This window comes from Ralstonia sp. SA306, assembly GCF_054792405.1.
The window spans coordinates 3,379,812-3,402,890 of record NZ_CP096451.1 but is presented as its reverse complement, the minus strand read 5'-3'; the positions used below and the strand labels follow the sequence as shown (position 1 = coordinate 3,402,890).

Below are 23,079 nucleotides of genomic sequence, written 5' to 3'. Positions count from 1 at the left end.
CGTCTGCGTTTCCGGACGTCATTTGTCGCAAGTCAGCTCGACGTGCTGGGGCGCGAGCTTGGCGGGGTTGCCAGCACCCAGTTCGATGCGCCAGTCGGCGCCATGGGAGGCACTCACTTCGCGGCCGTCCACGGTCGCCCGGCAACGGGCTGCATTGGCAAAGCGGATGAACGGTCGCGTATAGCCGGCAACATCGACTGACAGCGAGCTGCCATCCGCACTGCGCTGCCAGTTCGACAGCCGGCCGCTGGCATCGCGCACGTAGGGTTGCGTTGGTGCGGCGTTGTTCAGGGCGAAGCGTGCCGATCCGCTGGTCAGGTGGATATAGGTGCCGCCAGGGCCCGCAGCGTAGCCGGCCACATCGCGCGCATCGGCAAGGCGGGGCACGCCGGGCCCCGTCCAACGGACGGTCCGCAGATCGCCATTGCCGCGCACGACCCAGGCATCGCCGTCACGCGCGACAGCCATGGCGCGGAAGTCGAGCACCTTGCGGATGTAGTCCGACGCGTAGATCGGCATGACCGGCTGCGCGACCGCCCAGTCGTACACCTGCCGCAAGGCGGTGAGCGACGCCAGCTTGGTGCCGGAATACATGTGGTAGTAAATGCCGATCGGCTTGAAGCGATAAGGCTTTTCGGTCAGCTCGAACGTTTCGATGGCCCGCGAGAAACCGTAATACGGGCCGTGCCAGAGGTTGGTGTAGATGTTCTCGTTCTGGTCGGGCGCAAAGACCTGGAACAGGCCATCGCCCTTGTCCACGCCAAGCGGCGCCACGGCCGTCCAGCTCGGGTTGGAGCGCGTGATGTAGGTGTCGCCGCCATTCATGTTCAGCACACCGGCCTCGACCGTCTTCTGCACGGCAATCGGCGGCACCTGGCCATTGCCGCTCCACAGCAGCACCTTCACGCGCTTGCCCGGCGGAGCCAGCTTGGTGTTGATGTAGCGGATGGAGCCCGCGATCTCGCGGTCGAAACTGAAACGGTAATTGGGAATGTTCAACGAGAAGGCGGTGTCGGTGCCTTCGGGCGTTTCGGCAGAAGTCGGATCAGGCGGGTTGGTAGTGCGCAGCCAGTTGAACGGGTGCGAGAACGTGTGACTGGCCAGCTCCACGTAAGGCTGCGCAAAGATGGTACGCGCGATCGGCTCGAGCTGCGGCGTGAGCTTCGGATACACACCGTCGGCGGCCACTTCGCCCTCGATGATCGACACGGTGGTCGGCACCTTGTAGCGATCCAGAATGTCGCGCAGCAAGGCCTGGCCGGAGAACTCTCCGGGCGGAAACTCGGTCCGGGAGGCGAATCCGTCGCCGTCGATATGCACAGTCATCAGCCGGCGGCCGTTTTCCGTCGTGGTGTCAGGCACCGGCATGGCGGGCAGTTGCAGCGCGCGGCGTAGAAAATCCAGCGGCTGGATGACCCAGCGCGCCTGGTCGACATCGGGCATGCGAAACACACCGAACGGCTGCAGCACGTAGCCGCCCCACGGCATGATGGCCGCCGCATCGTAGGTGTAGCTGCCGGCCGAGAGCCGCAACAGCGATTGGGCCCCCGCAACGCGGGAGTCGACCTGCACGCCCACGGCCATGCGCCGATCGGGATGGGGCTGCAGCTCGAAGCCCATCATCGGATCATGCGAGACGATGGCAAGCGGCCCCGCCGGCGTGCCGGGCACGGTTTGCAGATTCAGCATCTGCGCCGTAGGGGCATCCATGTTCAGCCCGAACTGGTTGAACATCGCCACGCGCACGCCAGCACCCATCGTGCGCCGGAGCCACGACGCCCACGAGCCAGGTCGCGGTGCGTTGCTGTCGAACCAGGTGACAACACCGGCATAGCGGTCGGGCGTGACGGTCGGCAACGGCTTGTTGGCGTCGGCAAATTCGGTGCGATAGCCGAGGTAGTTGATGGGCATGGCCAGATAGAGCACCGATGGCGCAGTGTTGCGGCTGGTGCCGGGCTCTTGGGGTTCGACCAACAGGACACGTCGCGGCATCACTTCCAGCCGACCAATGCCGATGAAGTCGGCGCCCGGCGTGGTGGCGTAGCTGGTGACGCCCGCGGCGCGCGCAACATTGGCGGTCTCACGCAGACAGGTGCGGTTGTAGCTGGCACAGTAATCGAGCGCGACCGCCGGCAAGTGATACTGCGCCCCGATGTTGCGCAGCGTAGCAATGCGTGCGGCGCGGTCGGCATCGGGCACATCGTGCAGTCCTTCGCCGCCTGTGCGCTCACGCACCAGACCCGCCGTCACAACGCCGGACAATTGCGGCGCCAACGTTTCGAGCCAGGCCGTGCCGCCGGCCAGCAGCTTCGTCTGCGGTGCGCGCGCATGCAACGCCTGAACCAGCGCCGCAATGGCATTGGCGGCATCGGCGGCATCGGGGGCGCCGCGTTGGAGCGTGTCCAGCCCATCGAGCAGGAAGCCTTGATAGCCTTGCGCGAGCAGCGGCGCAAAGACCTGGTCGATCACATTGGCAGGCCAGGCGCTCGAGCGCATCGCATCGGTCTGCTGTGTCAGGTCTACGCGAGCGAACCAGAGCGTGGACGATGGCTGTTTCGGATCGAAACTGCCACCCGTTGCCGGGTCCACCACGACCCAATCGAAGGCTTGCAGTTCAGCGGCGGGCACATCGCGGCCGTAGTAGAAGGCGATCTGCGGATCTGCAGGCGCAGGCGTTGCCGGCTGCTGTGCGCGAGCGGCCGCAACGCCGAACGCCAACGTAACGACACCCAGCCACGCCGTCCGCCACCACAACCCCATGCTGCCCACAGCTCGCTTGCCCTGCATCCCGATCCTCGAAAGTCGTTCCGACTTTTATTGTGACGGGCTGCGGGCCGATTGCAATGTTTGTGGACACTGCGTGCCCGCCACGATGTCCCGGCGGAGACACGTGGCGGAGGGCAAGCGGCTCAGTAACCGACCACCGTGTACTGCGGAAATTCAGCTTCGAACGCCTTTTCCAGGTCGTCGACGCTGGCGACTGCGGAAGTGTAGACAGCGGTTGTCGTGCCGCTGTTGTATGCGAGCGTGACGGCCCAGGCGGCGTGCGCCTGGTTGACGCGATCGCGTGCGGCCTGAGCCGCCAGTTGACCAGGGCCGTTGTCAGGTTTGGTTCCGTAGACTTTGCAGTTGGACATGGCAATCACTCCGAAGATGTGGAAGGAATGCCGCCAGCGCACGGGCGAGGACACGCTCGGTCTGGCTGGTCTGCGATCTAGACGATACAGGCGAACAGACGCGCTGCCGGCTTGTCCCGCCGGCATGCACCAGCGACACGGCCAGCGTAAAAGCCGGGGCCGCGCGCCGGAATGGTGCGTTCGTCAGGGCTGACGTTCTAGAACGCCGACTTCACCACGCCGCCATCCACGCGCAGCGCAGCGCCCGTGGTGGCTGACGACAGCGGGCTCGCCACATAGGCAACCAGGTTGGCCACCTCTTGCGTGCTGGCAAAGCGCTTGATGAGCGAGGTCGGCCGCGCCGTCTCGAAGAAGGTCTTCTCGAACGCTTCGAAGCTCTGGCCGCCGGAGAGCTTCTCGACAAACTCGTCCACGCCTTCGGAACGCGTCGGCCCCGGCAGCACGGCATTCACGGTGATGGCCGTGCCGGCGGTCAATTCGGCCAACCCGCGCGAGAGGCCCAGCAGCGCAGTCTTCGTGACACCGTAGTGGATCATCTCCACCGGGATCTGCACGCCGCTCTCGCTGCTGATGAACACGATGCGGCCCCAGTTCTGGGCACGCATGCCGGGCAGGTACGCGCGGGACAGGCGCGCGCCGCTCAGCACGTTCACGTTGAAGAAGTGCTGCCATTCGGCGTCGTCGATTTCCTCAAACGGTTTGGGGTCGAAAATGCCGAGGTTGTTGATGAGGATGTCGACCTTGGGAAATCGGGCGACCAACGCATCAGCCTGCGCCGGATTGGACAGGTCACCGGCAAAGCCCTCGGCCTGGGCGTCGGGCACCTCGGTTCGCAGACGTGCAATTGCGTCGTCTACGGACGCTTGGGTACGTCCGTTGACGATCACGCGGGCGCCTTCGGCGGCCAGTGCTACAGCAATGGCATGACCGATGCCCTTGGTAGAGCCGGTCACGAGCGCGAGCTTGTTCTGAAGGTGGAGGTTCATGGCGTTCAAAAAAGGAATATGGAGGAGGACGAGCACGCCGCGCCACATGCGTCGGCTGCCACGTTTCAACCATGATACGAACCACCCCGCCCCTTGGCAGCCGCAATCGTTTTGCAGCGATATCCAACGAGATTTGACGATCCGCGTTGGTATCGATCCCGGCTTGACGGCCTGGGCAAGCGACGATTAGTGTGCAATGAAGCACGCTAGCGTTACGGGAATGCGGCGCGCCTTACAAGCCGGATCACCGGCAGAACGGGGAGCACCACCATGAGCATCGACGTACAGACACCTGAGGCCGCCGACACCAGCACCAGTGAAGGCGCCTACCAGCTTGACACCATGGACCGCGATACCAACATCGGTCGGCTCGTGCATCGGGTCCGACACGCGTTGGTGACACACATCGACAGTGCCCTGGCATCGCTGGACCTGACGGCCGCGCAGTGGACGGTCGTCATCTACCTGGCCGAAGACCTGGCCACCACCCCGGCCGAACTCTCTCGCGCGCTGCACTACGATCCGGGTGCGATGACGCGGCTGATCGATCGGCTGGAGAAGAAGAACATCGTCAAGCGCGCGCCCAGTGATGCGGATCGCCGCTCGGTGGTGGTCTCGCTCACCGAGCAAGGCCGCGCGCTGTATCCGGAAATCCGGCCGCTGATCATCGATGTGCTGAACAACCTGCTGCGCGGGTTTTCGCAGACCGAGGTCAAGCAGTTGGAGAACCTGTTGCTGCGCGTGCTGCATAACGCCTGACCTGTTCAGGCGTTCGCGGTTCGGTCATCTGAGCCGACGGCGTTGCCGGCGTGCAGGGCATGGCTTGGGCGCCGCTCAGCCCTCACTGCCCCTCAAGCTCGTGCTTGATCTTGAACAGCTCGGTATCGGTGCGAATACCCAGCTTTCGATAGGCCGATTGCTTCTGCGAGCTGATGGTCTTGATGCTGCGCGCAAATTTTTCGGCAATGTCCGTGACCGACATGCCGTCAAGGCAGCAGCGCAGCACTTCGCGCTCGCGCGGGCTCAGCTCGGAGCGGTCGAGCAGTGCAGAGAGTTTGCTGCCATTCGCGGTGGGCGGGGGCGCATCGGTAGAAAGGGCATCGCTCTCCATCTCGGCAGCCAGCGCTGCATTCAGGCGCTTGCCGCCCGTAGCCACGGTGCGAATGGCGCGCACCAGTTCCGTCAGCTCCTCTTCCTTGCCGACAAACCCACGCGCACCGGCATGCATGACCATGCCAACCGTCGCCTTGTTGTGATGCGCCGAGGCCACCAGAATCTTCAACTCCGGATAGCGCACGCGAATCAGGCGGATCAAGTTCAGCCCGTCGATTTCAGTGGGCCCCAGCGAATAGTCCATGAGCAGGACATCCACCTCGAAGGTGTTGTCCTTGAGTGCCCGCACGATTTCGCGGCCCGACGCAAACAGGCCGCAGACCTCGATATCGGCCTCCTGCTTCAGGCGCGCAGCCAGACCATGGCGGACGACCGCATGGTCGTCGAGCACGACCACGCGGATCGGTCGGGTCGCGGTCCAATTCATGTTGGCGGGTTCCTAGTCGACTTGTTTTGAGTTACTGCGCAGGCTCGCTTGAACGGGCACCGCACAGCCAAACGGGTCACATATTAATGTCTTCATGCCCTGACCTGACCCGGGCGGAATCGATGCCAACCGTTGCGAGGGTCTTTAATTGGCCTCGACAACCGTGTCATCACGGGCATAGATGGAGCAGTTCTGATAACGCTCCTTGCACGACGACACCGCACGGAATTCAGCGTTCTGGCCCCACTCGTAGACGAACTGATCGCCGTCGGCGGCCACGAAGATCTTGGGCCACGGCTTGCGCAAATACTCGCCAAAGGCGGCTTGCGACTTCGGCCCGAGTTCACCGGGCTTGCGCGGCTGTAGCGCGGCGGCGGCCACGGTTGCCGCTACGGGCGTCGTGTTCGCCGCCACCGGCGACGCTGCGGCAGCGCGCTCAGCCAACGCCTTTTGCGCACGCGCGGGCACATCGTTGATCCACTCGGCGGGCGCTGCAAAATTCAGGTTCTGCCCGTAGACGGCGGACACCATGCGCGACGTGATGCCGACCAGCCGCGCGTTGCTGTCGAACAGGCCGCCGCCGCTGGAGCCCTGCGAGATCGCCGCCGACGTCTGGATCGCCTTGAGCTCGCCGCTTTCGTCATGCCGCAGCGACGAGATCAACCCCTCGCTGATCGTCAGGTCAAACCCGAGCGGATTGCCGATTGCGTAGACCTTCTGGCCCGTCACCAGCATGCTGCTCGGCACGATCGTGACGGCAGGATAGTGGAAATCGGCAACGCGCAGCTGGCACAGGTCGCGCTGCACGTCGGGATACAGCAGGCGTGCGCCAAAGCTGGCGTTGCCGCGCTTGAGGCTGACCTGCTTGCCGCCGCGCAGCACGTGGCAGTTGGTCACGGCCAGCCCGTCGCCGATCACCACCGCGCTGCCGATGGCCAGCGGCTGGCCGGCGGCGTTGGACACGCGCACCTCCCAGATGCTGGGCGCGACCTTGGCGAACACTTCGGCCGGCTCCAGCGCGGCCACCGGCAACGCGGCCAGTGCCGATGCAGTGGCCACAAACGTGCGGATCATGAAGGCGGTGCGGCGGGTCATTGCGGCGTCAGCAGATCGGAAAGGTCGCTCAGCGTGGTGGAGCCGTCTTCGGAGCGCGTCTTGTCACGCATGAAGGCGACGTCGGCGTCGGTCAGACCGGGGCAGCTTCCGGTGCCCCACGACGGGTTGATGCGGTAGGTGCGATAGCGCGCGTTGATGGCGTGCCACGACCGGCCGTCGTCAGACTCAACCACGCCGGCGCGACACACATGGGCGTTGGTGGGGTAGCTGGCCGTCATCTTGTACTGCTTGCCCGCCTGCGGCACGAACGTCGCCGACACGCCGCAGCGGTAGATGAGCGTGCCCGAGGTGCGGATGAAGCTGGCGCCCAACGCGGTCGGCACACCGGCCAGCACGCGGATCGGCCGCGTCGCATCAGCCGGCTTGAGCGCGGTGCGCGGGTTGCCGCAATACTTTGGGTCATCAAACGCGAGGATGGTGGCATTGGTGCTGGTCAGCGGGCGGACGAAATCCACCGTGGCCGTGTTGGCGCCGGCAGGCGGCTCCGCATAAGGCGCTGCGCAGCCCGTCAGCCACAGCGCGCACCCGATTCCGATGGCCGCAGCAATCGTTTGGCTCCTCATAGCCTGTTCCCCCGCGAGTCTTGTGTTTGGTGTGTTTGTGCGACTGCGCACAAGTGTAACCAAAGGTGGAGCCACCGGAAGACCGGGGCGCCGCGCGGGCGTTGCTTGCGCGCGTCGCGAGTTGGGAAGTCCGCTCAGGCGAGCGCCGCATCGATGCGCGCTTGCGTGCTGCGGCGCGCGCGCTCGAATACCGCCATGTCGCCCATCAGAAACGCCACGTTGGCGTTGGAGCGAAACGATTCGATTTCGAAGACGAGCTGATCGACGTCGACATCGGCGCGCAATTCACCAGCGGCCTGCGCCGCCGTAATCGTCTCGCGAAAACGGGCGCGCACCGACTCGCGATGCCCGCGCACACGGTCCTGGATGGCTCCCGGCCGCGCGCGGTATTCGTAGCTGGCCGCGCAGACGAAGCAACCGCCCGGCGACGCCCCGCCGGCCACGTAGTCGAACCAGCCATCGGTTAGCGCACGCAGGCCGGCGAGCGGGCTTTCCAGCGCTAGCGCCGGCTCGACCACCATCTCGCGGTAATGCACGACGCCCGCATCCAGCGTGGCCAGTTGCAGCGTTTCCTTGTCGCCGAAAAGCACCTGGATGTTGCCCTTGCCCACGCCCGCATCCGTGGCCACGCGACCGATAGTCAGGCCCTCAAGTCCGTCGGTGGAGGCAATGGCGGTGGCGTGCTCCAGCACCTGGGCGCGCGCACGTTCGCCACGCTGGCGGCGGCCGTCGGTTTCGTTCATGGCAATGCCCTATCGATGAGTGGGGACAACGCAATCGGCGCTTGACGTAGGCCAATCGCTCTCTAGTATACGTACGACCGTATATTAATAAACCGAGATCCCCCATGTCAACGGAATCCCTTTCTGCCGCTGGCGTTGCCTCGCCAGCCAAACGGCACTGGCCGGCGCTGGCGGCGCTGCTGACCGGCAACTTCGTCACGATTCTCGACCTGTTCATCGTCAATGTGGCGATTCCGGACATCCGTGCCGGTCTGCACACCAGTTTTGCCGAAATCCAGCTCGTGATGGTCGGTTACAGCGCCGCGTATGCGGTGTTCCTGCTCAACGGCGCCCGCCTGGGCGACCTGTTTGGGCGCAAGCGCATGTTTCTGGCGGGCATGGCGCTGTTCACGCTGGCATCCGCACTGTGCGGTCTGGCGACAACGCCGTGGATGCTGATCGCCATGCGTGTCGGCCAAGGCCTGGGAGCAGCCATTCTGATGCCGCAGGTCATGGCTTCGCTGCGCGTGCTGTTTGACGGCGACGCACGGCGGCGCGCGTTCGGCACCATGGGCGCGGTGCAGGGCGTGGCGGCGTCGGTCTCGCAGATCATCGGCGGCTGGCTGATTGCGCATCCGCTGGCGGCGGAAGTCTCAGGCTGGCGCGCGGTGTTTCTGGTGAACGTGCCGATCGGCGTTGTCGCCATCTTGGCGGCGCGCGCATTCGTGGCGGAATCGCGTGCGCCGGTGGCGGCGCGGTTGGACGTGCATGGCGCCGTGGCAGGCGCGGTGGCATTGGCGATGCTGCTGGTGCCGATCATGCAAGGCCGGGAGTCCGGCTGGCCGTGGTGGTCGTGGGCGGTGCCGCTGGCTTCACTGCTGGTGTTCCGCCATTTTGTGCGCGTAGAGCAAGCGCTGTCGGCGGCGGGCCGCGTCCCCATCATTGAGATGGCGCTGTTCCGCAACCGCAGCTTTGTGCTGGGCGTGCTGGCGATCTTCCTGTTCTACACAGCCATCAGCTCGTACTTCCTGGCGTTGACGATCCTGCTGCAGTTCGGGCGCGGCTTGTCGGCGTTGGCAGCGGGGCTGGTGTTCACGCCGGCGGCCATCGCGTTCTTTACCGGCTCGCTCACAGCGCCCCGCCTGGCTGAACGCATCGGGCAGCGCGCCTTGCTGCTGGGCGTGGCGATCTTCGCGGTGGGCATGGTGGTGCTGGCCGGAATGGCGCAACTGGGCGCCGGCACCGCCTGGCTGATCCTGCCCCTGATGCTCAACGGCTTTGGGCAAGGCATGGTGATTCCGCTGTCGCTCAACACCATCCTGAGCGGCGTGGAGACGGCCCAGGCAGGCATGGGCGCCGGCACCGTCACGACCATGCAGGCCGTCGGCAACGCGGTGGGCGTAACGGTGGTGGGCGTGCTGCTGTTCTCGCTGCTGGGCCAGGTGGAAGGGGCAAATGGGGCGGTGGCGATGGACTCCGCCACGCACGCCGCGCACTACGGCCACGCGTTTGCGCTGGCGACGCTCTACAACGTGGGCGCGACGATACTGTCCTTCGTGCTCTTCTGGCGTGCCTGGCGCCGGCACGCCTGACCCACGCTTACTTGCGCACCCAGCCGCGCCGCACGCACGGAGCCAGCAACACACCATGCAACGCCAGCCCCAAACGGTGCAGCGGCTCCGACAGCGTATGCGCCACGCGCCCACTGCACAGCCATGCGCTCAAGGCTGATACAGCAGCCGCGCCCAGCATGTCGAACGGATAGTGCACGCCCAGGTAGATGCGCGCCCACGCCATCGGCACGCCCAATAGCGCCAGCAATACGCCCACGCGCCGCAGGCGTGCGTGCCACATCAGGCTGAACGCTACGGTCCACAGCGCGGTCAGGTGGTCGCTCGGGAACGACGAATCCGGCGCATGCGGCAGCAGATTGGTGCCCAGGTCAATCGCAAACGGCCTCGGGTGATACCAAAGCAGGCTGAAGCCAACGTTGATCAACAATGCCAGCGCAGCAGCCACGCCGGCCTGCAGTGCCTGGCGCCGCGTGGTCGGCTCGCCCCAGAGCCAAGCGGCCACGAGCGTCAGTGGCACCAGCCAGATCGCGTATTCGGCAAAGGCCATCGCCAGCCAGACGGTGGTGGCCGACGCGTCGGCCGGCGCGTTGATCCAAAGAAACAGCGTGTGATTGAGTGATTCCATACAGCGTCGGCCAACGGCCCAAGTGATTCAACAACGGCGTGAGACCCGGCCCACACTACGAAAGGTTCCCTTCAATTCCCTTGGAACGGGCCTGTGGATAAGCCTAGGCCACCCGACTTAGGCCGGCCGTAGCGATGCCACCAATCCTTGCCTAGGCTTTTCCCGCCGCCGGCCGCTGCCTATGATGTAGGCACACCGACACGCAAGCAGGTCGGATACACACAATCTCGAACCCCGGGGGGTGGATGGAAAGTTTTCTGATTCAGCGAGCCACACGCCAGCAAGCGATGATTGCCGGCGCGATTGCGCTGCTGATCCTGTTGACGCTGGCCGTGGCCGCACCACGTGCAGGCCTGCAATGGCCGGCGATCAACCCGTTCATGCCGATGTGCGCCTTGACGGTGTTCACCACGGCCGGCATTGCCGCGTTTTTGCTGGGCGCGCAGTTCACCGTGACGCGGCAGCCGATGCTGGGCGCACTGAGCGGTGCCTATGCCTTTACCGCGCTGGCCGTGGCGCTGCAATTGCTGACCTTCCCGGGCGTGTTCTCACCCACGGGGTTGTTTGGCGCCCGCCCCACCAGTGCAGCATGGATGTGGGTGTTCTGGCACGGTGGCTTTCCGCTCTTCGTGGTCCTGGCGGTGCTCATGCGTGATCGGCTCTCGCGCGATGCCGTTGCTGACGGACGCGTCGGCCTGTGGGCTTGGCTGCTGATCGGCGGGCCGGTGGTGGTGGGTGTGCTGCTGTGCAGCTTTGCGGTACTGACCAACCTGCCGCCGCCGTTGCACGCCAGCAATGGCGACAACCCCGTGGCGGTCGTCCTGTGGGCCATCAACGCGATTGCGGTGCTCGCCGTGGTGGCCAGCGGCCGCCTGCGTGCGGTGCTCGACGTGTGGCTGGCCATTGCCGCGTTGGCCTGCCTGACCGACACCACCCTCAACCTGCTGAGCACAGACCGCTTTACCGTGGGCTGGTATGTCGCGCGCCTGTTCAGCATGTTCGCGCCTGGGGTGCTGGTCTGCGTGCTGGTGTGGGAGGTGACCGCGCTATACCGGCGGCTGTTCGAGGCGCATGTCTCGCTGCGGCAGGCGTCCATGCATGATGCGCTGACCGGCCTGTACAACCGCACCTACTTCAACGAACGTGTCGACAGCCTGATCAGTGCCGCCCTGCGCAGCGGACAGCCGCTTTCGCTGGTGATGGTCGATGTCGACCACTTCAAGCGCTACAACGATGCGTTCGGCCACCTCAAGGGCGACGCATGCCTTGCAGCCGTGGCCCATGCACTGGCGGGCGTGGTGCGCCGACCGTCAGATTTCATCGCACGCTATGGCGGCGAGGAATTCGTCGTCGTCCTGCCCGAAACCGATGCGACCGAAGCGCAGGCCCTTGCCGAGCGCGCGCGCGAAGCCGTGCTGCGTCTGCGCATCGAAGCCACCGCGCCGTCGCGCTACGTGACCGTCAGCGCCGGCTGCGCCACGTCTGCGCCGGACAACAGCGCCCTCTCCATCGACACGCTGGTCGAAACCGCCGATGCCGCGCTGTACCGCGCCAAGGCAGGCGGACGCAATATGGTGATGAGTGCACAGCCACTGCCGGCCGCGCTCACGTAACGCACGTCAAACGAAGGGGCAGCCATGACGCTCATCCATCGCTGCACCCTTGCCATTGCGCTGGCCCTGCCGCTCCTGTGCCACGCGCAGATCGACACGCAGACGCTGCGCGCCGGCGCCTCGCGCGCGCCGGATCTGACCTTTCCTGACAAGGTGAGCGAACTCGGCATGCTCACCACGCCATCCATGGCGCTCTACAAACCCGCTGGCGATGGCCCCTTCCCGGCGCTCGTGCTGCAGCACCAGTGCAGCGGCCTGGGTCATGGCAAGCGGCAGAACCAGGCCATGCTCGAATGGGCCCGCCGCGCGGTACGCCATGGCTATGTGGCATTGCTGATCGACAGCCTCGGCCCACGCGGTGTTGAATCGGTGTGCATGGGCCCGCAAGGCGGCGTGACGCCCATGCGTGGCGTGCGCGATGCGCTGCAGGCCGCCGCGTATCTCGGTCGATTCGATTTCGTCGACAAGGCCCGCATTGCCCACGCCGGCTATTCCTGGGGCGCGATGATGGGCCTCGGGCTGAGCAGCAAGCACTGGGCAGAAGCCCTGGGGGACGGCACGCGCTTCGCAGCCGCCGTCGCGTTCTACCCTGTGTGCTCAGGTCTCAAGCTGCGCAACGGCACCCCGCTCGACATCCTCAACCCCGACATCGACCGCCCCCTGCTCGTGCTGATGGGTGAAGCCGACACTGAAGGCCCCGCCGCAGACTGCGTCTCCAGGTTGCAGGCCGCCAAGGACGCTGGTGCGCCCGTGCAGTGGCACGTCTATCCCGACACCACGCACTGCTGGGACTGCCAGCACCTGAACAACTTCAGCAAGACCGACGTGCGCGGCCATCAGGTCGTCTATCACTACAGCCCGCAGGCCACAGAAGACTCAGAACGCCGTATGTTCGAGTTTCTTGATCAAGCACTGCAGATGAAGCGCCCATGAGCATTTGGCTCGCCCGTCTTTGCTGTCTTCTTTATTTCTTCTGTATATAAAAATAGTAGTAGTAGATAACGGTGGATCGTTTCTGTGGATAGCTGCAGAAAACGCTTTTGCGTCAACTGCTTGCGAAATGCACAACCCATCGGACAGCGTGTGGCGTGGCGTGGATGACTCGTGCAGAGTGCGCCCCACCCTCTCGGCAGACACCAAAGTTATCCCTCTGCTGTGGACAACCTGACCCCGGAGAGCCAACACAGTTGTCCCTGAAGTTCTTCACGTGCTTATCCACAGAAACAATCGTGCTCATGCTGCCGGTTACTTCGTCGGCCCTCGCCCCACCCGAGCCGGAAAAGATTCCACCAGCCAGTCAATGAACACTCTCAGGCGGTGCGTGACGTGGCGTGTCTGCGGATAGACGACATGGAACGGGTAAGGCGCCGGCCGCCACGGCTTGAGGATCTCCACCAGAGCGCCGTCGTTGATCGCCGCTTCAGCCGCATAACCAAAGGTCTGCACGATGCCCAGGCCCGCCAGACAGGCGGCCAGATGCGCATTGCTCTCGTTCACGCCGATGCGATGCTCGACCTTGATCTCGGTCTTTTCACCGTCGCGCTCAAAGCGGAATGGAACCGACCGCCCCGTCTGGCTGAGCACGTAGCTCACCAGCCGGTGGCCATTCTTGAGTTCATCGGGATAAGCCGGCGTGCCGTATTGCTTGAGGTATCCCGGGGTGGCGCAGGTGATCAGCGGCGCGTTGCCCAGGTGGCGTGCGACCAGGGACGAGTTGTCCAAGGGGCCACCACGAATGACGCAGTCGACGTTGTCCGCAATCAGATCTACCGAGCGGTCTGACACGCCCAGGTCGATCCTGATCTCGGGGTAGCGCGCCACGAATTCCGGCAGCAGAGGAATGAGCACGTCGCGCGCCGTCGAGCCGCCGACATCGATGCGCAAGGACCCGCGCGGCCGCCCGCGTGCGAGGCTGAACGAGGCGTCGATGTCTTCCAGGTCGCGCAGGATGCGCGTGCTCTTGGCGTAGTAATCCTGCCCTTCCGGCGTCACCGTCACGCGCCGTGTCGTCCGCTGCAGCAGGCGCACACCCAGGTGGGCCTCCAGTTCCTGCACCTGCTTGCTGACCGTGGCAATGGGCATGTCGAGCGAATCGGCCGCCCGCGTAAAGCTGCCAGCCTCCACCACGCGTGCAAAGGAACGCATTGCCAATAGTTGATCCATTCGAGTGCCCTTGTGCTTGATCGTGCAGCCGCCAATTATCCACAGTTGTGGATAGTAATTCTGTTTGCAGTGCTTTTTCGAAAAGTCTCTGGGCCCTACAGTGCCTCCATGCCCAACGCGACGGGGCCACGCAGAGCAAGGCTCCCGCCGCGAGGTCATTCATCCAAACCTGAAATCACGACATGGAGCACATCATGAGCAAGCAACTGGAAGGCAAGATCGCCCTCGTCACGGGTGGCAGCAGCGGCATCGGCCTTGGCGCCGCCAAGGAACTCGCGGCCCAAGGCGCGCGCGTGTTCATTACCGGCCGCCGTCAGGCTGAACTCGACGCCGCCGTCGCAGAGATCGGCGCCGGGGCCACCGCATTGCGGGCCGATGCGTCGGTGCTGTCCGACCTCGACGCCGTCTATGCCCAGATCGCCAAGGTGGCCGGCAAGCTCGACATCCTGTTCGCCAATGCCGGCGGCGGCGACATGATGCCGCTGGGCGCCATCACCGAAGAGCATTTCGACCGGATTTTCGGCACCAACGTGCGCGGCGTGCTGTTCACGGTGCAGAAGGCACTGCCGCTGCTGACCGACGGCGCATCGATCATCCTCACGTCGTCCACGGTTTCCGTTCAGGGCACGGCCAACTTCAGCGTCTACAGCGCCAGCAAGGCGGCGGTGCGCAACTTCGCCCGCTCATGGGTGATGGATCTGAAGGATCGCGGTATCCGCGTGAATGTGGTGAGCCCCGGCCCGATTCGTACGCCGGGCCTTGGCGGCCTCGCATCGGATGAAACGCGCCAGGGGCTGTTCGACTTCCTCGCCGCTCAGGTGCCGCTGGGCCGCCTGGGGGAGCCGGCCGAAGTGGGCAAGGCCGTCGCGTTTCTTGCCTCGGATGCGGCAAGCTTTATCAATGGCATCGAGCTGTTTGTTGATGGCGGGATGGCTCAGGTTTGAGCGGCGGTAGCCGGAAGCGGCTACCAACCTCCAGGCCGCCTGCGTACAAATTGCAAAGCGAATGCTGAACAGCATGCGATGCGTGCGGGCAGCCAATCCTTGGCCAGGCACTTCTGGCGCCTCATCGCAGTGGCCATGCCTGCTTTGATTGCTGTCGCCGGGCAGCATATTCTTATGCAGATGCACGGGAAGCGACTTCCAACAGGTTTGCCTTGGGTGCTCGAACCCGTTGCGATGAGGGCTTGGTATGGATACCAACGCAGGCAGATTGCGAAGACTGGGAAGCGATGCACCGATCGCTCACGTGCCCGTGGAGGAGCGTTATCGCACCTTGGTGGACGCGATACAGGACTATGCAATCTTCCTGTTGGATCCGACAGGTCACATTGCCAGTTGGAATGCCGGTGCTGAACGCATCAAGGGCTATCGCGCCGACGAAATCATCGGCCAGCACTTCTCGGTTTTCTATCCAGCCGAGGCAATTGTGCAGAACTATCCGAGCGAAGAACTCAAGCGTGCCGCAGCGCTTGGCCGCTGGGAAGACGAAGGGTGGCGCATACGCAAAGGCGGCTCGCGATTCTGGGCCAACGTGGTGATCACGGCTCTGCGAGATGAGGACGGCGACCTGATCGGCTTTGCCAAAGTCACCCGGGACCTGACCGAGCGAGAGCGACTCAAGCAACTTGAGTACGCGAGCGAGCTGGCAGCCCGCGTCGAAGCCACTCGCGAAGAAGAAAAGAAGCGTATTGCGCGCGAGCTTCATGACGACCTCGGGCAGCAATTGACGGCGCTGAAGATGATCATCACCGGCCTGCTTGCCGATGAAGGCAGCACGCCAGAAGCCCGGGCATATGCGCGCGAAAGAACACGGACAATGAGCAATGCCATCGACCACGCGCTGGCGTCGGTCCGCCGTCTTGCCGCCGGCCTGCGGCCGACCATGCTCGACGATCTGGGGCTGCTCCCCGCACTCGACTGGCTTGTCACCGATTTCGGACAACATACCGGACTACGGGTCGCGCTGAATTGCAACACGCATAGGGTGGCGTTCAACGACACCGCCTCCACCGCGCTGTTCAGGATCGTGCAAGAAGGTCTGACCAATGTTGCCCGGCATGCGACGTCGGCAACGGAGGTGGTGATCGACCTCCGATGCGACCGGTCGAGTTGCGAGCTGACGATTCTCAACGATGGAGCCGTCGTCACACGCTTAGCCGAACCGGCCGCCGGGCGTCCGCCGTCATCGGGAATCGCGGGCATTCGTGACCGCGTGCGCCGCCTGGGCGGGACTTTCGCAGCGGGACCGCTTTCACAAGGCGGGTACCGCATCCAGCTTTCGATTCCGCGAAAAGCGGTTGAACTGGATTTACCACTTGGTCAGTAAGGCGCTTCCACCCGCCGAATAGAAAGCCCGCCGGTTACGAGCGCGGCTTCCCCACGAGCGCAATGCGGACGCCGTCTAGCGTTACCGTCTGCCGCGCACTATGACTGGAATCATCTCGCGCGGTTTGGTGCCGGCGACGCGCATCCATGGCATTGCCGCGGCAGCCATGAGCGGCGACGCAATGTTCGGCGCCCCCCCCCCCGAGACCGTGCGGTATCGGAACCGGAAGGCATTCATTGATCGGCGCTACCAGGCATCGATGCACGTAAGCAGGAGAGAACATCATGGTGCGAACCGTCAGCGCTCGTCGTTCTGTGATCAAGGCCGCGACGTACCGAATCGTGATCATGTGCCTGGACTTCGGCACTCTTTATCTGCTGACTGGCACGGTTCACCTGGCAGTCGGTTTCATGATCGCCAGCAATATCTATACGTCGATCGCCTACTTTGCCCACGAACGCATATGGGCTCGCATCAAGTGGGGAATTTTCGAAACGTAAATGGGCGGCCGTCCTTCGACAGGACCAGAGAACAGCGACGGATTCGAAGATACGAACCCCACGGGCAGTGCGACGCAGAATGCCCGCGCCGTCCGCACAGCGTGCAATAGTCGTCCATGACAATGTCCTTTATCGAGAGCCGGGTGCCACCAGGTTCAGTATCGGAGGGGCGCCCGGCCGTCGCTATCAGGGGACGCCAATTGTCTTGTCCGGGCGCGCCCTTGTTTCTGTAGGTCAATACACAGGCGCTGTCAGTGCAGGCTGACAGCATTCGGCGCCCCGATTGTCGAGCGGAACGCGTCGCAGCCGCTCTGGCAGAGCCGGCTCAGGCTGAGCGCGCCAACCAGATCTTTTTGCGGTTCAGCAGCAGCGGAATGACGCCGATGGCAATGCCTCCCATCCCCACGACGTTGGTAACCCAGTCGAAGGTCGGGATGCTGTAGAGCGCGATGAAGAACAGGAAGAGCCCGCTTGCCACCGGCCAGATGACATGGGTGATCGCGACCCACGGCCCCTGCATCAGCACCTTGCGGTAATACCAGCCGCAGGCAAGGCCGGTGAGCCCCAGGTAGAAGCAAATCTGGAAGCCGATGGCGGTAATCGAATCCTGCAGGATGACGTTGATCGTCGGCAGATAAGACGACATGAACAGCAGTACGAGCCCGGTGATCCAGATGAAGAAGATGGCGATGTGGGGCGTGCGCCAAACCGGATGCAGACGCGCATAGCGCGCGTGGAGTGCACCGTCGCGGCTTTTGGCAAACAGCGTGCGCGTGAACTGCAACATCTGGGTTTCAACCGTTCCCACCGTGCTCAGCAATACCGCAACGATCGCGACGTAGCCCCAGGTCGGTCCAAACAACTTCTCAGCAATGGCAAAAATGATGTTCGTGTTGTAGTGCTGAATCTCAGCATCGGACAGGCCCAGCTGCGTAATGACGATGAAGATGAGGAAGAACGCCATCAAGAACACCATCGACCAGAACGCGGCCCGACCAGGTGTGTGGTTCGCGTCCCGCGTCTCTTCGCTGAGGTTCATCGTCACGTCCCAGCCGTAAAAGAAGAAGATCGCAACCAACGCGCCGTTGGCGAACATCTTGGGCGTAAACGCGAAAGGCCAGAACCAGACCCACGAGAACGGATGCGCTGGCGTATGCGGGAACACGATGAAACTCGCCACGATGATCACCAGCAGGATAACGCCCTCGACAATCGTCATCAGCACCTGCACATAGCTGGTGAGTTTGATGCCCTTGACGACCACCGCGCTGACAATTGTGAGCCATGCCGCAGCGATCAGCGTCACGTAATGCACGTTGTTCATCATGGGCCGATCAAAGATGAGCAGCGTGGCATTTGCCGCCGGAATCATGGCGGACACCATGAACACGCAGCACAACACCAGAAGCGCCCAGCCAGCAAGAAAGCCGAGCGCACGCCCGAACACCATGCTCACCCACGAATACGAGGTGCCGGCACTCGCCAGGGCGCGGTTCATGTTGATGAACGCGTAAGCGATGCCAAACATGATGAGCCCGCACACCAGGATGCTCGCCGGCGATTGCGTGCCAGCCGTCCCGATGATGGTGGAAGTCGTAATCTCGATGCTGTAGGCCGGTGCCGTGCCGGCAATCCCCATGATTACCGATTCGACGACACCCAGGGAATCGGCATTGAGCTTGGCTGGTTGGTCCATGGGGTAGGCGACTCCGGGTCGACATTGGGCAATAGACCGATTTTTACCCTGTGCCGGATGTGCGGGCAATAGGGGCCTCTCTGGACCGGGTCAGTGCTTGGACGGGGCCCCGCAAGCCTTCGGCGATAGGGCGAGGTGGCACGCGTTTGCGCATGTGTTCTTCGTCCAGCACCCAATGGGCCTCTTGAAATTTCTGCCCGCTTCCCTATTTTAGGTTTCGTCAATGCAGTCGCGGTTCTCGCGCTGCGTGTTTCGATTTGTTTGTCAGTGGCCCGCCACGGATCGATGAACTGGAGCGCGTAGTTCGGTTCAGTCTCCGTGCGGGCCCTTCAGGAGCCAGCCATGAGCGATCTGTTTTTTGGCACCGATCTGCTGGGCGAATTCGATCGCCTGCAACGGCAGATGGCCACGCTTTTTGCGGGGGCACCCGCCAGCCTGCGCGCAACGCGCATCGGTACCTTTCCTCCCGTCAACATTGGCAGCACCGATGACTCGGTAGAGATCGTCGCGTTCGCCCCGGGGCTCGACCCCGCGCAGATCGATGTCTCGATCGACAAGGGGCTGCTGACGATCAGCGGCGAGCGCAAGCGCCCCGATTTCGAACTCACCGACGAGACGCGCGTGTATGCCGACGAACGCTTCACGGGCGCCTTCCGTCGTGTGATTGAGCTGCCACAGGACGTCGACCCAGACAAAGTCAGCGCCCGGTACGTCAACGGCTGCCTGACCATCAGCGTGGGCAAGTCGGAGGCATCGAAGCCGCGTCAGATCAGGGTGCAAGGCTAAGCCGCACCTGCGCAAGCATGAAGGAGCACATCATGAATGACACCACCCAATTGGCGACCCATGCGCAGCCAGGTAAGGCGGCGGTTGCAAAGCAGACGGCCGAACAGGCGGCCGCGCGACAGACCCACATGGCGCCTCCCGTCGACATCTTCGAGAACCGCCAGGGCATCACGCTGTATGCGGATCTGCCGGGCGTGCCGCGCGAGAAGCTCGATGTTCGCGTGCAGGATGGCACGCTCACCGTCGATGCCGAATTGATGGTGCCCACGCCACCCGGACTGCGTCTGCAGCACGGCGAAGTTCGGCACCCGCATTTCTCGCGCACCTTTGTGCTGAGCCCTGACTTCGATGCCTCGCGCATCGACGCTCAACTGCGCGACGGGGTGCTCAAGCTGACGATCCCACGCCGCGATGAAGCCAAACCGCGGCGTATCGAAGTGCAGGCCGGCTGATCCCCTCACCGACCGTTGTTTTGCCATGCAAGCGGGCGCGCGCCTTGCGCGCCTGCATTTGGCACCGTGCCCCCTGGTTACGGTTGTTTGTCACTAGGAGACAAAGATGCTGAGTGCACACGAATTTGCCACCTTGATGCTGGTCAGTCAGTCACCAGAGCAGGTGGATATGAATCGCGCTGAATTGGATTCGTTACTGGAGCGGCAATTGGTGATGTTGGAGCGCTCGGCAGAAGGACATCGCCGCCGCGCGCGTTTGACTGATACCGGCCGTTCGGTGCTCCAAGCCATCAACGCCGTTGATCGTCAGTAGCACGGCAGGTTCGCGGGCAGCAGAACAGCAGGCTCGCTGGGGGCCTGCATTCTTCAGGCCGTCGAGGCCCCTGGCAGAGTAGGCCCGCGTTTTACACCACGGAAGAGAATGAGTGCCACGCCGAGCATGATTCCAATGTCTGCGACGTTGAATACACCCGTTCGCAACTGCCCGATGCCTATGTTCAGAAAATCAAAAACCCGGCCATCGTAGACACAACGATCGAACAGGTTGCTGAGCCCTCCACCCAGAATGCAAGCTGCCGCAATGACTTCGGTACGGCCGAGCCTGGGTGAACGCAACAGCCACACGAACAGGCCGACCAGAATCGCCAGAACGCCATAGATGAAAACGATATTGCGAGTCGCATCGGACATTCCCGCCCCGAGGCTTAGGAACGCGCCGTGGTTATAGGTGGGTAGAACGAGAAGGCTTCCTGAAAGCAATGACACGACTTCGCCGGGCGTCAATATTTGCTTGAATATGGCCTTCGTCGCCTGGTCGATGATGATCCAGGCGAGCGCGCCAAGCAGCGCAGTGGCAACTCTTTGTTTCGTCGTCATTCGAGAGGTCATCTGTAGGCGGGCCCCCATTCTAGTCAGAGTTGGATGCTGCGAGCGGGTGCTCGGGGGTTGTCAACGACCGCGATGACGGTATCGACCCGCCGCCTTTGGCCGCCAGGGGCCGCCAGTTCCGAACGACTTAGACTGGCTACGCATATTTGTCGCCCACCGTACTGCGAATCGGATGGGTGTCGTAGACGATGATCATTCGCTCAATGAGCCCATTGTCGTCAAATTCAAAAACATCGACGCACTCAAAGCGCACTGCCGTCCCATCTTTGAGCCCCCAGTCATAGATGAAGTAACCGGTCGCACGTCGGGCGCCCATCGTGCTGACGCAGATGTCGATTGGCGTGATTTTGCTTTCACCAGATGCCGCATCGACCCTCGCAAAGAACGGCGCGGGGTGCACCCACCCGAGAAACGGCGAGAAGATCTGGGCATCCGGCGTGAACAACGTACAGATCGCCGCGACATCGCCGCGCTCCAATTCCCTGAGATAGTTGCGAACCTGCCGCGTGTATAGTGCTTCCGACGATGAGGCCATGTTCATTCTCCGGTCATTCGTTGACAACTCCGCGCGCTCGTGCGGTCGCGCGCTAGATGCATGCACGATATCGATGCACCGATGTCCGAACAATCGAAAAATCCGCAACCCGGGTATGCAGCCCATGCATACCCCTTGGCCGATCTGACGCGGGCACTGCCGCCGCTGGCAGCGTTCCAGTCATTCGTCGCCGCGGCGCAACTCGGGAGCATCAGCAAAGCCGCAGATCATCTGTGTCGAACACAGGGCGCGGTGAGCCGTCAGATCCAGCAACTGGAATCGCACTACCGGTGTGCAGTTTTTGTGCGCCACGCTTCAGGACTCACACTGACGGCGGAAGGAAGCGAACTGCTGACCGTAGCCGTCAGCATCCTCACGCAACTGGTTCAACACGCAGACATCCACGCCAAGACAGCGTCCGTCGTCACTCTGCGGGTGCCATCCACGTTTGCGATTCGTTGGTTGCTGCCGCGGCTGGCAGACATCAATGACGCCTTGCCTGGAACAGAACTGCGCATCTCCACATCGGCCGACGACACGCCGGATTTCACTACGCCTGACGTCGATGCCATCGTCGTTCGGGGAACCGGCCAGTGGGCGGGTATGGATGCGGTTCCATTGTTTGCCGAGCAACTCACACCGATGTGCACCAGCGAGATAGCTGCATCGCTTGGATCGCCGGCCGATCTTGCTCATGTCACCTTGCTCCATCCCGGACAGAGCCGCGAGGAGTGGCGGTGCTGGCTGGAAAGCGTTGGGGCACCTCACATCGACGCAGACCGTGGGCTCGTTTTCGATACCCTCGAGTTGACGCTCACCGCTGCGGCGGCGAGGCATGGCGTTGCAATAGGTGACCCGCGGATGGCGAGAGACCGCCTGCGGGCGGGGACGTTGGTCACGCCTTTTATCGACGTGGCGAAAAACGGCTTGTCGTACTTCGTCGTCTATCCATCCCAACGAGCCGCCCAGTCCAAGATCCGCGCCCTCGCCGACGTCTTGTCTCGGCTTGCGCAGAAAGACTGATTGCTGTCGAGGAAAGCAGCCCTGTACTGCAACGTGTCGTTGCCGCATCTGCATGCCGTCTGACAAAAAAAAGGCCCCGGCCGGGACGGGTGGCCGAGGCGAGCTAGGACTGCATGGACGACTAGGGAGAGGGAGGAGCCTCCCCTTAATTTTCCAGGGGCGGAGTCTATGGAAGGGGCCCTGCCGAGGCAATTCAACAATTCTCAGCGGAAACGCGCCCCTCCCGGCCTGCTCAATGTGCTTGCCGGCGTGCCCGCAACGCGTGCAGCACTGCATCAAGCCAGCGAAGAACTGAAGGCGCGGTTGAGGTCATCGGCTGGGCGGGTTGTCACCGCCCATGCGCCATTGCAAACGACGAGGAGCAGCGCGTAGGCCGGCTCACAGCTCAGGACAGAAACCCCGCGTTACGCAATGCTTCCTCGGCGGCCTCGTGGTCCTGGGCAGCGCTGCCACCGGAGATGCCGATGCCGCCCACCAGGCGCCCTTCGTAAAAGATCGGCACGCCACCGCCCACCGGCATCAGGCGCGGATGGTGCGCCAGCGGGGCAACGGCAGGCTCGGCCATGTACTGGTTCCATTGATGCGTGGCCATGCCGAACGATGCTGCGGTCCATGCCTTGTTGATGGCGACGTCAGCGGTCAGGAACGGCGCGGCGTCCGCACGCTCGAACGCGCGCAGGTGCCCTCCTGCATCGGTAATGGCAATGGTGGCGGCAAACCCGCGCGCTGCGCTGGCGCGACGCGCCTGCGCCAGCAAGGCTTGCGCGGCTTCCAGACTGATCGTTGCCGTGGGGACGATGGGGGATGTCATGGTGAGGCTCCTTCTCAGATG

24 protein-coding genes are annotated in these 23,079 nt (G+C 63.4%); 11 read left to right on the top strand and 13 right to left on the bottom strand.

Annotated elements, in window-relative coordinates; all coding sequences use genetic code 11:
* Nucleotides 1-18: 18 nt before the first annotated feature.
* From M1D44_RS16115 to M1D44_RS16105, 3 genes are all read right to left on the bottom strand, one after another.
* Nucleotides 19-2,787 carry a bifunctional glycoside hydrolase 114/ polysaccharide deacetylase family protein gene (locus tag M1D44_RS16115; protein WP_316853992.1) on the bottom strand — a complete coding sequence of 923 codons (2,769 nt, stop codon included), beginning with the start codon at nucleotides 2,785-2,787 and terminating at the stop codon, nucleotides 19-21.
* A gap of 122 nt (nucleotides 2,788-2,909) precedes the next feature.
* Nucleotides 2,910-3,137 carry a hypothetical protein gene (locus M1D44_RS16110; RefSeq protein WP_024977338.1) on the bottom strand — a complete coding sequence of 76 codons (228 nt, stop codon included), beginning with the start codon at nucleotides 3,135-3,137 and terminating at the stop codon, nucleotides 2,910-2,912.
* A gap of 197 nt (nucleotides 3,138-3,334) precedes the next feature.
* Nucleotides 3,335-4,123, bottom strand: coding sequence for an SDR family NAD(P)-dependent oxidoreductase (locus tag M1D44_RS16105; protein WP_024977337.1), 789 nt, complete (start codon nucleotides 4,121-4,123; stop codon nucleotides 3,335-3,337).
* 270 nt (nucleotides 4,124-4,393) lie between these two features.
* Here M1D44_RS16105 and M1D44_RS16100 point away from each other — a divergent pair, with 270 nt between their 5' ends.
* Nucleotides 4,394-4,882 carry a MarR family winged helix-turn-helix transcriptional regulator gene (locus M1D44_RS16100; protein WP_024977336.1) on the top strand — a complete coding sequence of 163 codons (489 nt, stop codon included), beginning with the start codon at nucleotides 4,394-4,396 and terminating at the stop codon, nucleotides 4,880-4,882.
* Between the two features lie 82 nt (nucleotides 4,883-4,964).
* On the opposite strand, the gene M1D44_RS16095 is transcribed toward M1D44_RS16100, so the two are convergent.
* The 4 genes from M1D44_RS16095 to M1D44_RS16080 all read right to left on the bottom strand — a co-directional run bounded on the left by M1D44_RS16095 (nucleotide 4,965) and on the right by M1D44_RS16080 (nucleotide 8,085).
* Nucleotides 4,965-5,663, bottom strand: coding sequence for a response regulator (locus M1D44_RS16095; RefSeq protein ID WP_024977335.1), 699 nt, complete (start codon nucleotides 5,661-5,663; stop codon nucleotides 4,965-4,967).
* 144 nt (nucleotides 5,664-5,807) lie between these two features.
* Nucleotides 5,808-6,737 (bottom strand): S1C family serine protease, encoded by a 930-nt coding sequence (locus tag M1D44_RS16090; protein ID WP_316854080.1) that lies wholly within the window; start codon nucleotides 6,735-6,737, stop codon nucleotides 5,808-5,810.
* Nucleotides 6,738-6,754: 17 nt separating this feature from the next.
* Entirely contained in the window at nucleotides 6,755-7,342 is a 588-nt protein-coding gene (locus M1D44_RS16085; RefSeq protein WP_316853991.1) for a hypothetical protein, read from the bottom strand.
* Between the two features lie 134 nt (nucleotides 7,343-7,476).
* Nucleotides 7,477-8,085 carry a TetR/AcrR family transcriptional regulator gene (locus tag M1D44_RS16080; RefSeq protein ID WP_316853990.1) on the bottom strand — a complete coding sequence of 203 codons (609 nt, stop codon included), beginning with the start codon at nucleotides 8,083-8,085 and terminating at the stop codon, nucleotides 7,477-7,479.
* A gap of 104 nt (nucleotides 8,086-8,189) precedes the next feature.
* Here M1D44_RS16080 and M1D44_RS16075 point away from each other — a divergent pair, with 104 nt between their 5' ends.
* A complete protein-coding gene (locus M1D44_RS16075) occupies nucleotides 8,190-9,656 on the top strand; it encodes an MFS transporter (protein ID WP_316853989.1) in 1,467 nt (488 codons plus the stop codon).
* A gap of 7 nt (nucleotides 9,657-9,663) precedes the next feature.
* Here M1D44_RS16075 and M1D44_RS16070 read toward each other — a convergent pair whose 3' ends face one another.
* A complete protein-coding gene (locus M1D44_RS16070; protein WP_316853988.1) occupies nucleotides 9,664-10,263 on the bottom strand; it encodes an undecaprenyl-diphosphatase in 600 nt (199 codons plus the stop codon).
* A gap of 245 nt (nucleotides 10,264-10,508) precedes the next feature.
* Between M1D44_RS16070 and M1D44_RS16065 the strand changes: the two genes are divergently transcribed.
* Nucleotides 10,509-11,876 carry a sensor domain-containing diguanylate cyclase gene (locus M1D44_RS16065; protein WP_316853987.1) on the top strand — a complete coding sequence of 456 codons (1,368 nt, stop codon included), beginning with the start codon at nucleotides 10,509-10,511 and terminating at the stop codon, nucleotides 11,874-11,876.
* A gap of 24 nt (nucleotides 11,877-11,900) precedes the next feature.
* The gene (locus M1D44_RS16060; protein ID WP_316853986.1) at nucleotides 11,901-12,809 is read left to right on the top strand and encodes a dienelactone hydrolase family protein; all 909 of its coding nucleotides are present in this window, start codon (nucleotides 11,901-11,903) and stop codon (nucleotides 12,807-12,809) included.
* Nucleotides 12,810-13,121: 312 nt separating this feature from the next.
* Here M1D44_RS16060 and M1D44_RS16055 read toward each other — a convergent pair whose 3' ends face one another.
* On the bottom strand, nucleotides 13,122-14,039 hold the full coding sequence (locus tag M1D44_RS16055) for a LysR family transcriptional regulator (protein WP_316853985.1): 918 nt from the start codon (nucleotides 14,037-14,039) through the stop codon (nucleotides 13,122-13,124).
* A 194-nt stretch (nucleotides 14,040-14,233) separates the two neighbouring features.
* Between M1D44_RS16055 and M1D44_RS16050 the strand changes: the two genes are divergently transcribed.
* The 3 genes from M1D44_RS16050 to M1D44_RS16040 all read left to right on the top strand — a co-directional run bounded on the left by M1D44_RS16050 (nucleotide 14,234) and on the right by M1D44_RS16040 (nucleotide 16,867).
* Nucleotides 14,234-14,983: an SDR family oxidoreductase gene (locus M1D44_RS16050; RefSeq protein ID WP_024977326.1), complete on the top strand. Its 750-nt coding sequence runs from the start codon at nucleotides 14,234-14,236 to the stop codon at nucleotides 14,981-14,983.
* Between the two features lie 247 nt (nucleotides 14,984-15,230).
* On the top strand, nucleotides 15,231-16,367 hold the full coding sequence (locus M1D44_RS16045; RefSeq protein ID WP_316853984.1) for a PAS domain-containing sensor histidine kinase: 1,137 nt from the start codon (nucleotides 15,231-15,233) through the stop codon (nucleotides 16,365-16,367).
* A gap of 284 nt (nucleotides 16,368-16,651) precedes the next feature.
* Nucleotides 16,652-16,867, top strand: a complete 216-nt coding sequence (locus tag M1D44_RS16040; RefSeq protein WP_024977324.1) for a DUF2061 domain-containing protein — start codon at nucleotides 16,652-16,654, stop codon at nucleotides 16,865-16,867.
* 325 nt (nucleotides 16,868-17,192) lie between these two features.
* Here the strand turns inward: M1D44_RS16040 and M1D44_RS16035 are convergent, their stop codons facing one another.
* A complete protein-coding gene (locus tag M1D44_RS16035; protein ID WP_316853983.1) occupies nucleotides 17,193-18,563 on the bottom strand; it encodes an APC family permease in 1,371 nt (456 codons plus the stop codon).
* A 342-nt stretch (nucleotides 18,564-18,905) separates the two neighbouring features.
* Here M1D44_RS16035 and M1D44_RS16030 point away from each other — a divergent pair, with 342 nt between their 5' ends.
* The 3 genes from M1D44_RS16030 to M1D44_RS16020 all read left to right on the top strand — a co-directional run bounded on the left by M1D44_RS16030 (nucleotide 18,906) and on the right by M1D44_RS16020 (nucleotide 20,114).
* Nucleotides 18,906-19,349 (top strand): Hsp20/alpha crystallin family protein, encoded by a 444-nt coding sequence (locus M1D44_RS16030; RefSeq protein ID WP_024977322.1) that lies wholly within the window; start codon nucleotides 18,906-18,908, stop codon nucleotides 19,347-19,349.
* A 32-nt stretch (nucleotides 19,350-19,381) separates the two neighbouring features.
* Nucleotides 19,382-19,801: an Hsp20/alpha crystallin family protein gene (locus M1D44_RS16025; protein ID WP_112186798.1), complete on the top strand. Its 420-nt coding sequence runs from the start codon at nucleotides 19,382-19,384 to the stop codon at nucleotides 19,799-19,801.
* A 106-nt stretch (nucleotides 19,802-19,907) separates the two neighbouring features.
* Nucleotides 19,908-20,114 carry a hypothetical protein gene (locus tag M1D44_RS16020; protein WP_024977320.1) on the top strand — a complete coding sequence of 69 codons (207 nt, stop codon included), beginning with the start codon at nucleotides 19,908-19,910 and terminating at the stop codon, nucleotides 20,112-20,114.
* A 53-nt stretch (nucleotides 20,115-20,167) separates the two neighbouring features.
* Here M1D44_RS16020 and lspA read toward each other — a convergent pair whose 3' ends face one another.
* Together lspA and M1D44_RS16010 are read right to left on the bottom strand one after the other, a co-directional pair.
* On the bottom strand, nucleotides 20,168-20,677 hold the full coding sequence (gene lspA / locus M1D44_RS16015; protein ID WP_316853982.1) for a signal peptidase II: 510 nt from the start codon (nucleotides 20,675-20,677) through the stop codon (nucleotides 20,168-20,170).
* Nucleotides 20,678-20,825: 148 nt separating this feature from the next.
* On the bottom strand, nucleotides 20,826-21,224 hold the full coding sequence (locus M1D44_RS16010) for a nuclear transport factor 2 family protein (protein WP_316853981.1): 399 nt from the start codon (nucleotides 21,222-21,224) through the stop codon (nucleotides 20,826-20,828).
* Nucleotides 21,225-21,305: 81 nt separating this feature from the next.
* Between M1D44_RS16010 and M1D44_RS16005 the strand changes: the two genes are divergently transcribed.
* Nucleotides 21,306-22,247, top strand: coding sequence for a LysR substrate-binding domain-containing protein (locus tag M1D44_RS16005; RefSeq protein ID WP_024977317.1), 942 nt, complete (start codon nucleotides 21,306-21,308; stop codon nucleotides 22,245-22,247).
* Between the two features lie 385 nt (nucleotides 22,248-22,632).
* On the opposite strand, the gene M1D44_RS16000 is transcribed toward M1D44_RS16005, so the two are convergent.
* A complete protein-coding gene (locus M1D44_RS16000) occupies nucleotides 22,633-23,058 on the bottom strand; it encodes a GlcG/HbpS family heme-binding protein (protein ID WP_316853980.1) in 426 nt (141 codons plus the stop codon).
* Nucleotides 23,059-23,079 lie beyond the last annotated feature (21 nt).

Excerpts from the sequence above, each read along its gene's own strand:
- M1D44_RS16115 (WP_316853992.1), bottom strand. The coding sequence starts at position 2,787 with ATGCAGGGCAAGCGAGCTGTGGGCAGCATGGGGTTGTGGTGGCGGACG.
- M1D44_RS16085 (WP_316853991.1), bottom strand. The coding sequence starts at position 7,342 with ATGAGGAGCCAAACGATTGCTGCGGCCATCGGAATCGGGTGCGCGCTG.
- M1D44_RS16010 (WP_316853981.1), bottom strand. The coding sequence starts at position 21,224 with ATGGCCTCATCGTCGGAAGCACTATACACGCGGCAGGTTCGCAACTAT.
- M1D44_RS16035 (WP_316853983.1), bottom strand. The coding sequence starts at position 18,563 with ATGGACCAACCAGCCAAGCTCAATGCCGATTCCCTGGGTGTCGTCGAA.
- M1D44_RS16090 (WP_316854080.1), bottom strand. The coding sequence starts at position 6,737 with ATGATCCGCACGTTTGTGGCCACTGCATCGGCACTGGCCGCGTTGCCG.
- M1D44_RS16065 (WP_316853987.1), top strand. The coding sequence starts at position 10,509 with ATGGAAAGTTTTCTGATTCAGCGAGCCACACGCCAGCAAGCGATGATT.
- M1D44_RS16060 (WP_316853986.1), top strand. The coding sequence starts at position 11,901 with ATGACGCTCATCCATCGCTGCACCCTTGCCATTGCGCTGGCCCTGCCG.
- M1D44_RS16070 (WP_316853988.1), bottom strand. The coding sequence starts at position 10,263 with ATGGAATCACTCAATCACACGCTGTTTCTTTGGATCAACGCGCCGGCC.
- M1D44_RS16000 (WP_316853980.1), bottom strand. The coding sequence starts at position 23,058 with ATGACATCCCCCATCGTCCCCACGGCAACGATCAGTCTGGAAGCCGCG.
- M1D44_RS16095 (WP_024977335.1), bottom strand. The coding sequence starts at position 5,663 with ATGAATTGGACCGCGACCCGACCGATCCGCGTGGTCGTGCTCGACGAC.
- M1D44_RS16020 (WP_024977320.1), top strand. The coding sequence starts at position 19,908 with ATGCTGAGTGCACACGAATTTGCCACCTTGATGCTGGTCAGTCAGTCA.
- M1D44_RS16110 (WP_024977338.1), bottom strand. The coding sequence starts at position 3,137 with ATGTCCAACTGCAAAGTCTACGGAACCAAACCTGACAACGGCCCTGGT.
- M1D44_RS16100 (WP_024977336.1), top strand. The coding sequence starts at position 4,394 with ATGAGCATCGACGTACAGACACCTGAGGCCGCCGACACCAGCACCAGT.
- M1D44_RS16075 (WP_316853989.1), top strand. The coding sequence starts at position 8,190 with ATGTCAACGGAATCCCTTTCTGCCGCTGGCGTTGCCTCGCCAGCCAAA.
- M1D44_RS16080 (WP_316853990.1), bottom strand. The coding sequence starts at position 8,085 with ATGAACGAAACCGACGGCCGCCGCCAGCGTGGCGAACGTGCGCGCGCC.
- M1D44_RS16055 (WP_316853985.1), bottom strand. The coding sequence starts at position 14,039 with ATGGATCAACTATTGGCAATGCGTTCCTTTGCACGCGTGGTGGAGGCT.
- M1D44_RS16030 (WP_024977322.1), top strand. The coding sequence starts at position 18,906 with ATGAGCGATCTGTTTTTTGGCACCGATCTGCTGGGCGAATTCGATCGC.
- M1D44_RS16005 (WP_024977317.1), top strand. The coding sequence starts at position 21,306 with ATGTCCGAACAATCGAAAAATCCGCAACCCGGGTATGCAGCCCATGCA.
- lspA (WP_316853982.1), bottom strand. The coding sequence starts at position 20,677 with ATGACGACGAAACAAAGAGTTGCCACTGCGCTGCTTGGCGCGCTCGCC.
- M1D44_RS16105 (WP_024977337.1), bottom strand. The coding sequence starts at position 4,123 with ATGAACCTCCACCTTCAGAACAAGCTCGCGCTCGTGACCGGCTCTACC.
- M1D44_RS16025 (WP_112186798.1), top strand. The coding sequence starts at position 19,382 with ATGAATGACACCACCCAATTGGCGACCCATGCGCAGCCAGGTAAGGCG.
- M1D44_RS16045 (WP_316853984.1), top strand. The coding sequence starts at position 15,231 with ATGGATACCAACGCAGGCAGATTGCGAAGACTGGGAAGCGATGCACCG.
- M1D44_RS16050 (WP_024977326.1), top strand. The coding sequence starts at position 14,234 with ATGAGCAAGCAACTGGAAGGCAAGATCGCCCTCGTCACGGGTGGCAGC.
- M1D44_RS16040 (WP_024977324.1), top strand. The coding sequence starts at position 16,652 with ATGGTGCGAACCGTCAGCGCTCGTCGTTCTGTGATCAAGGCCGCGACG.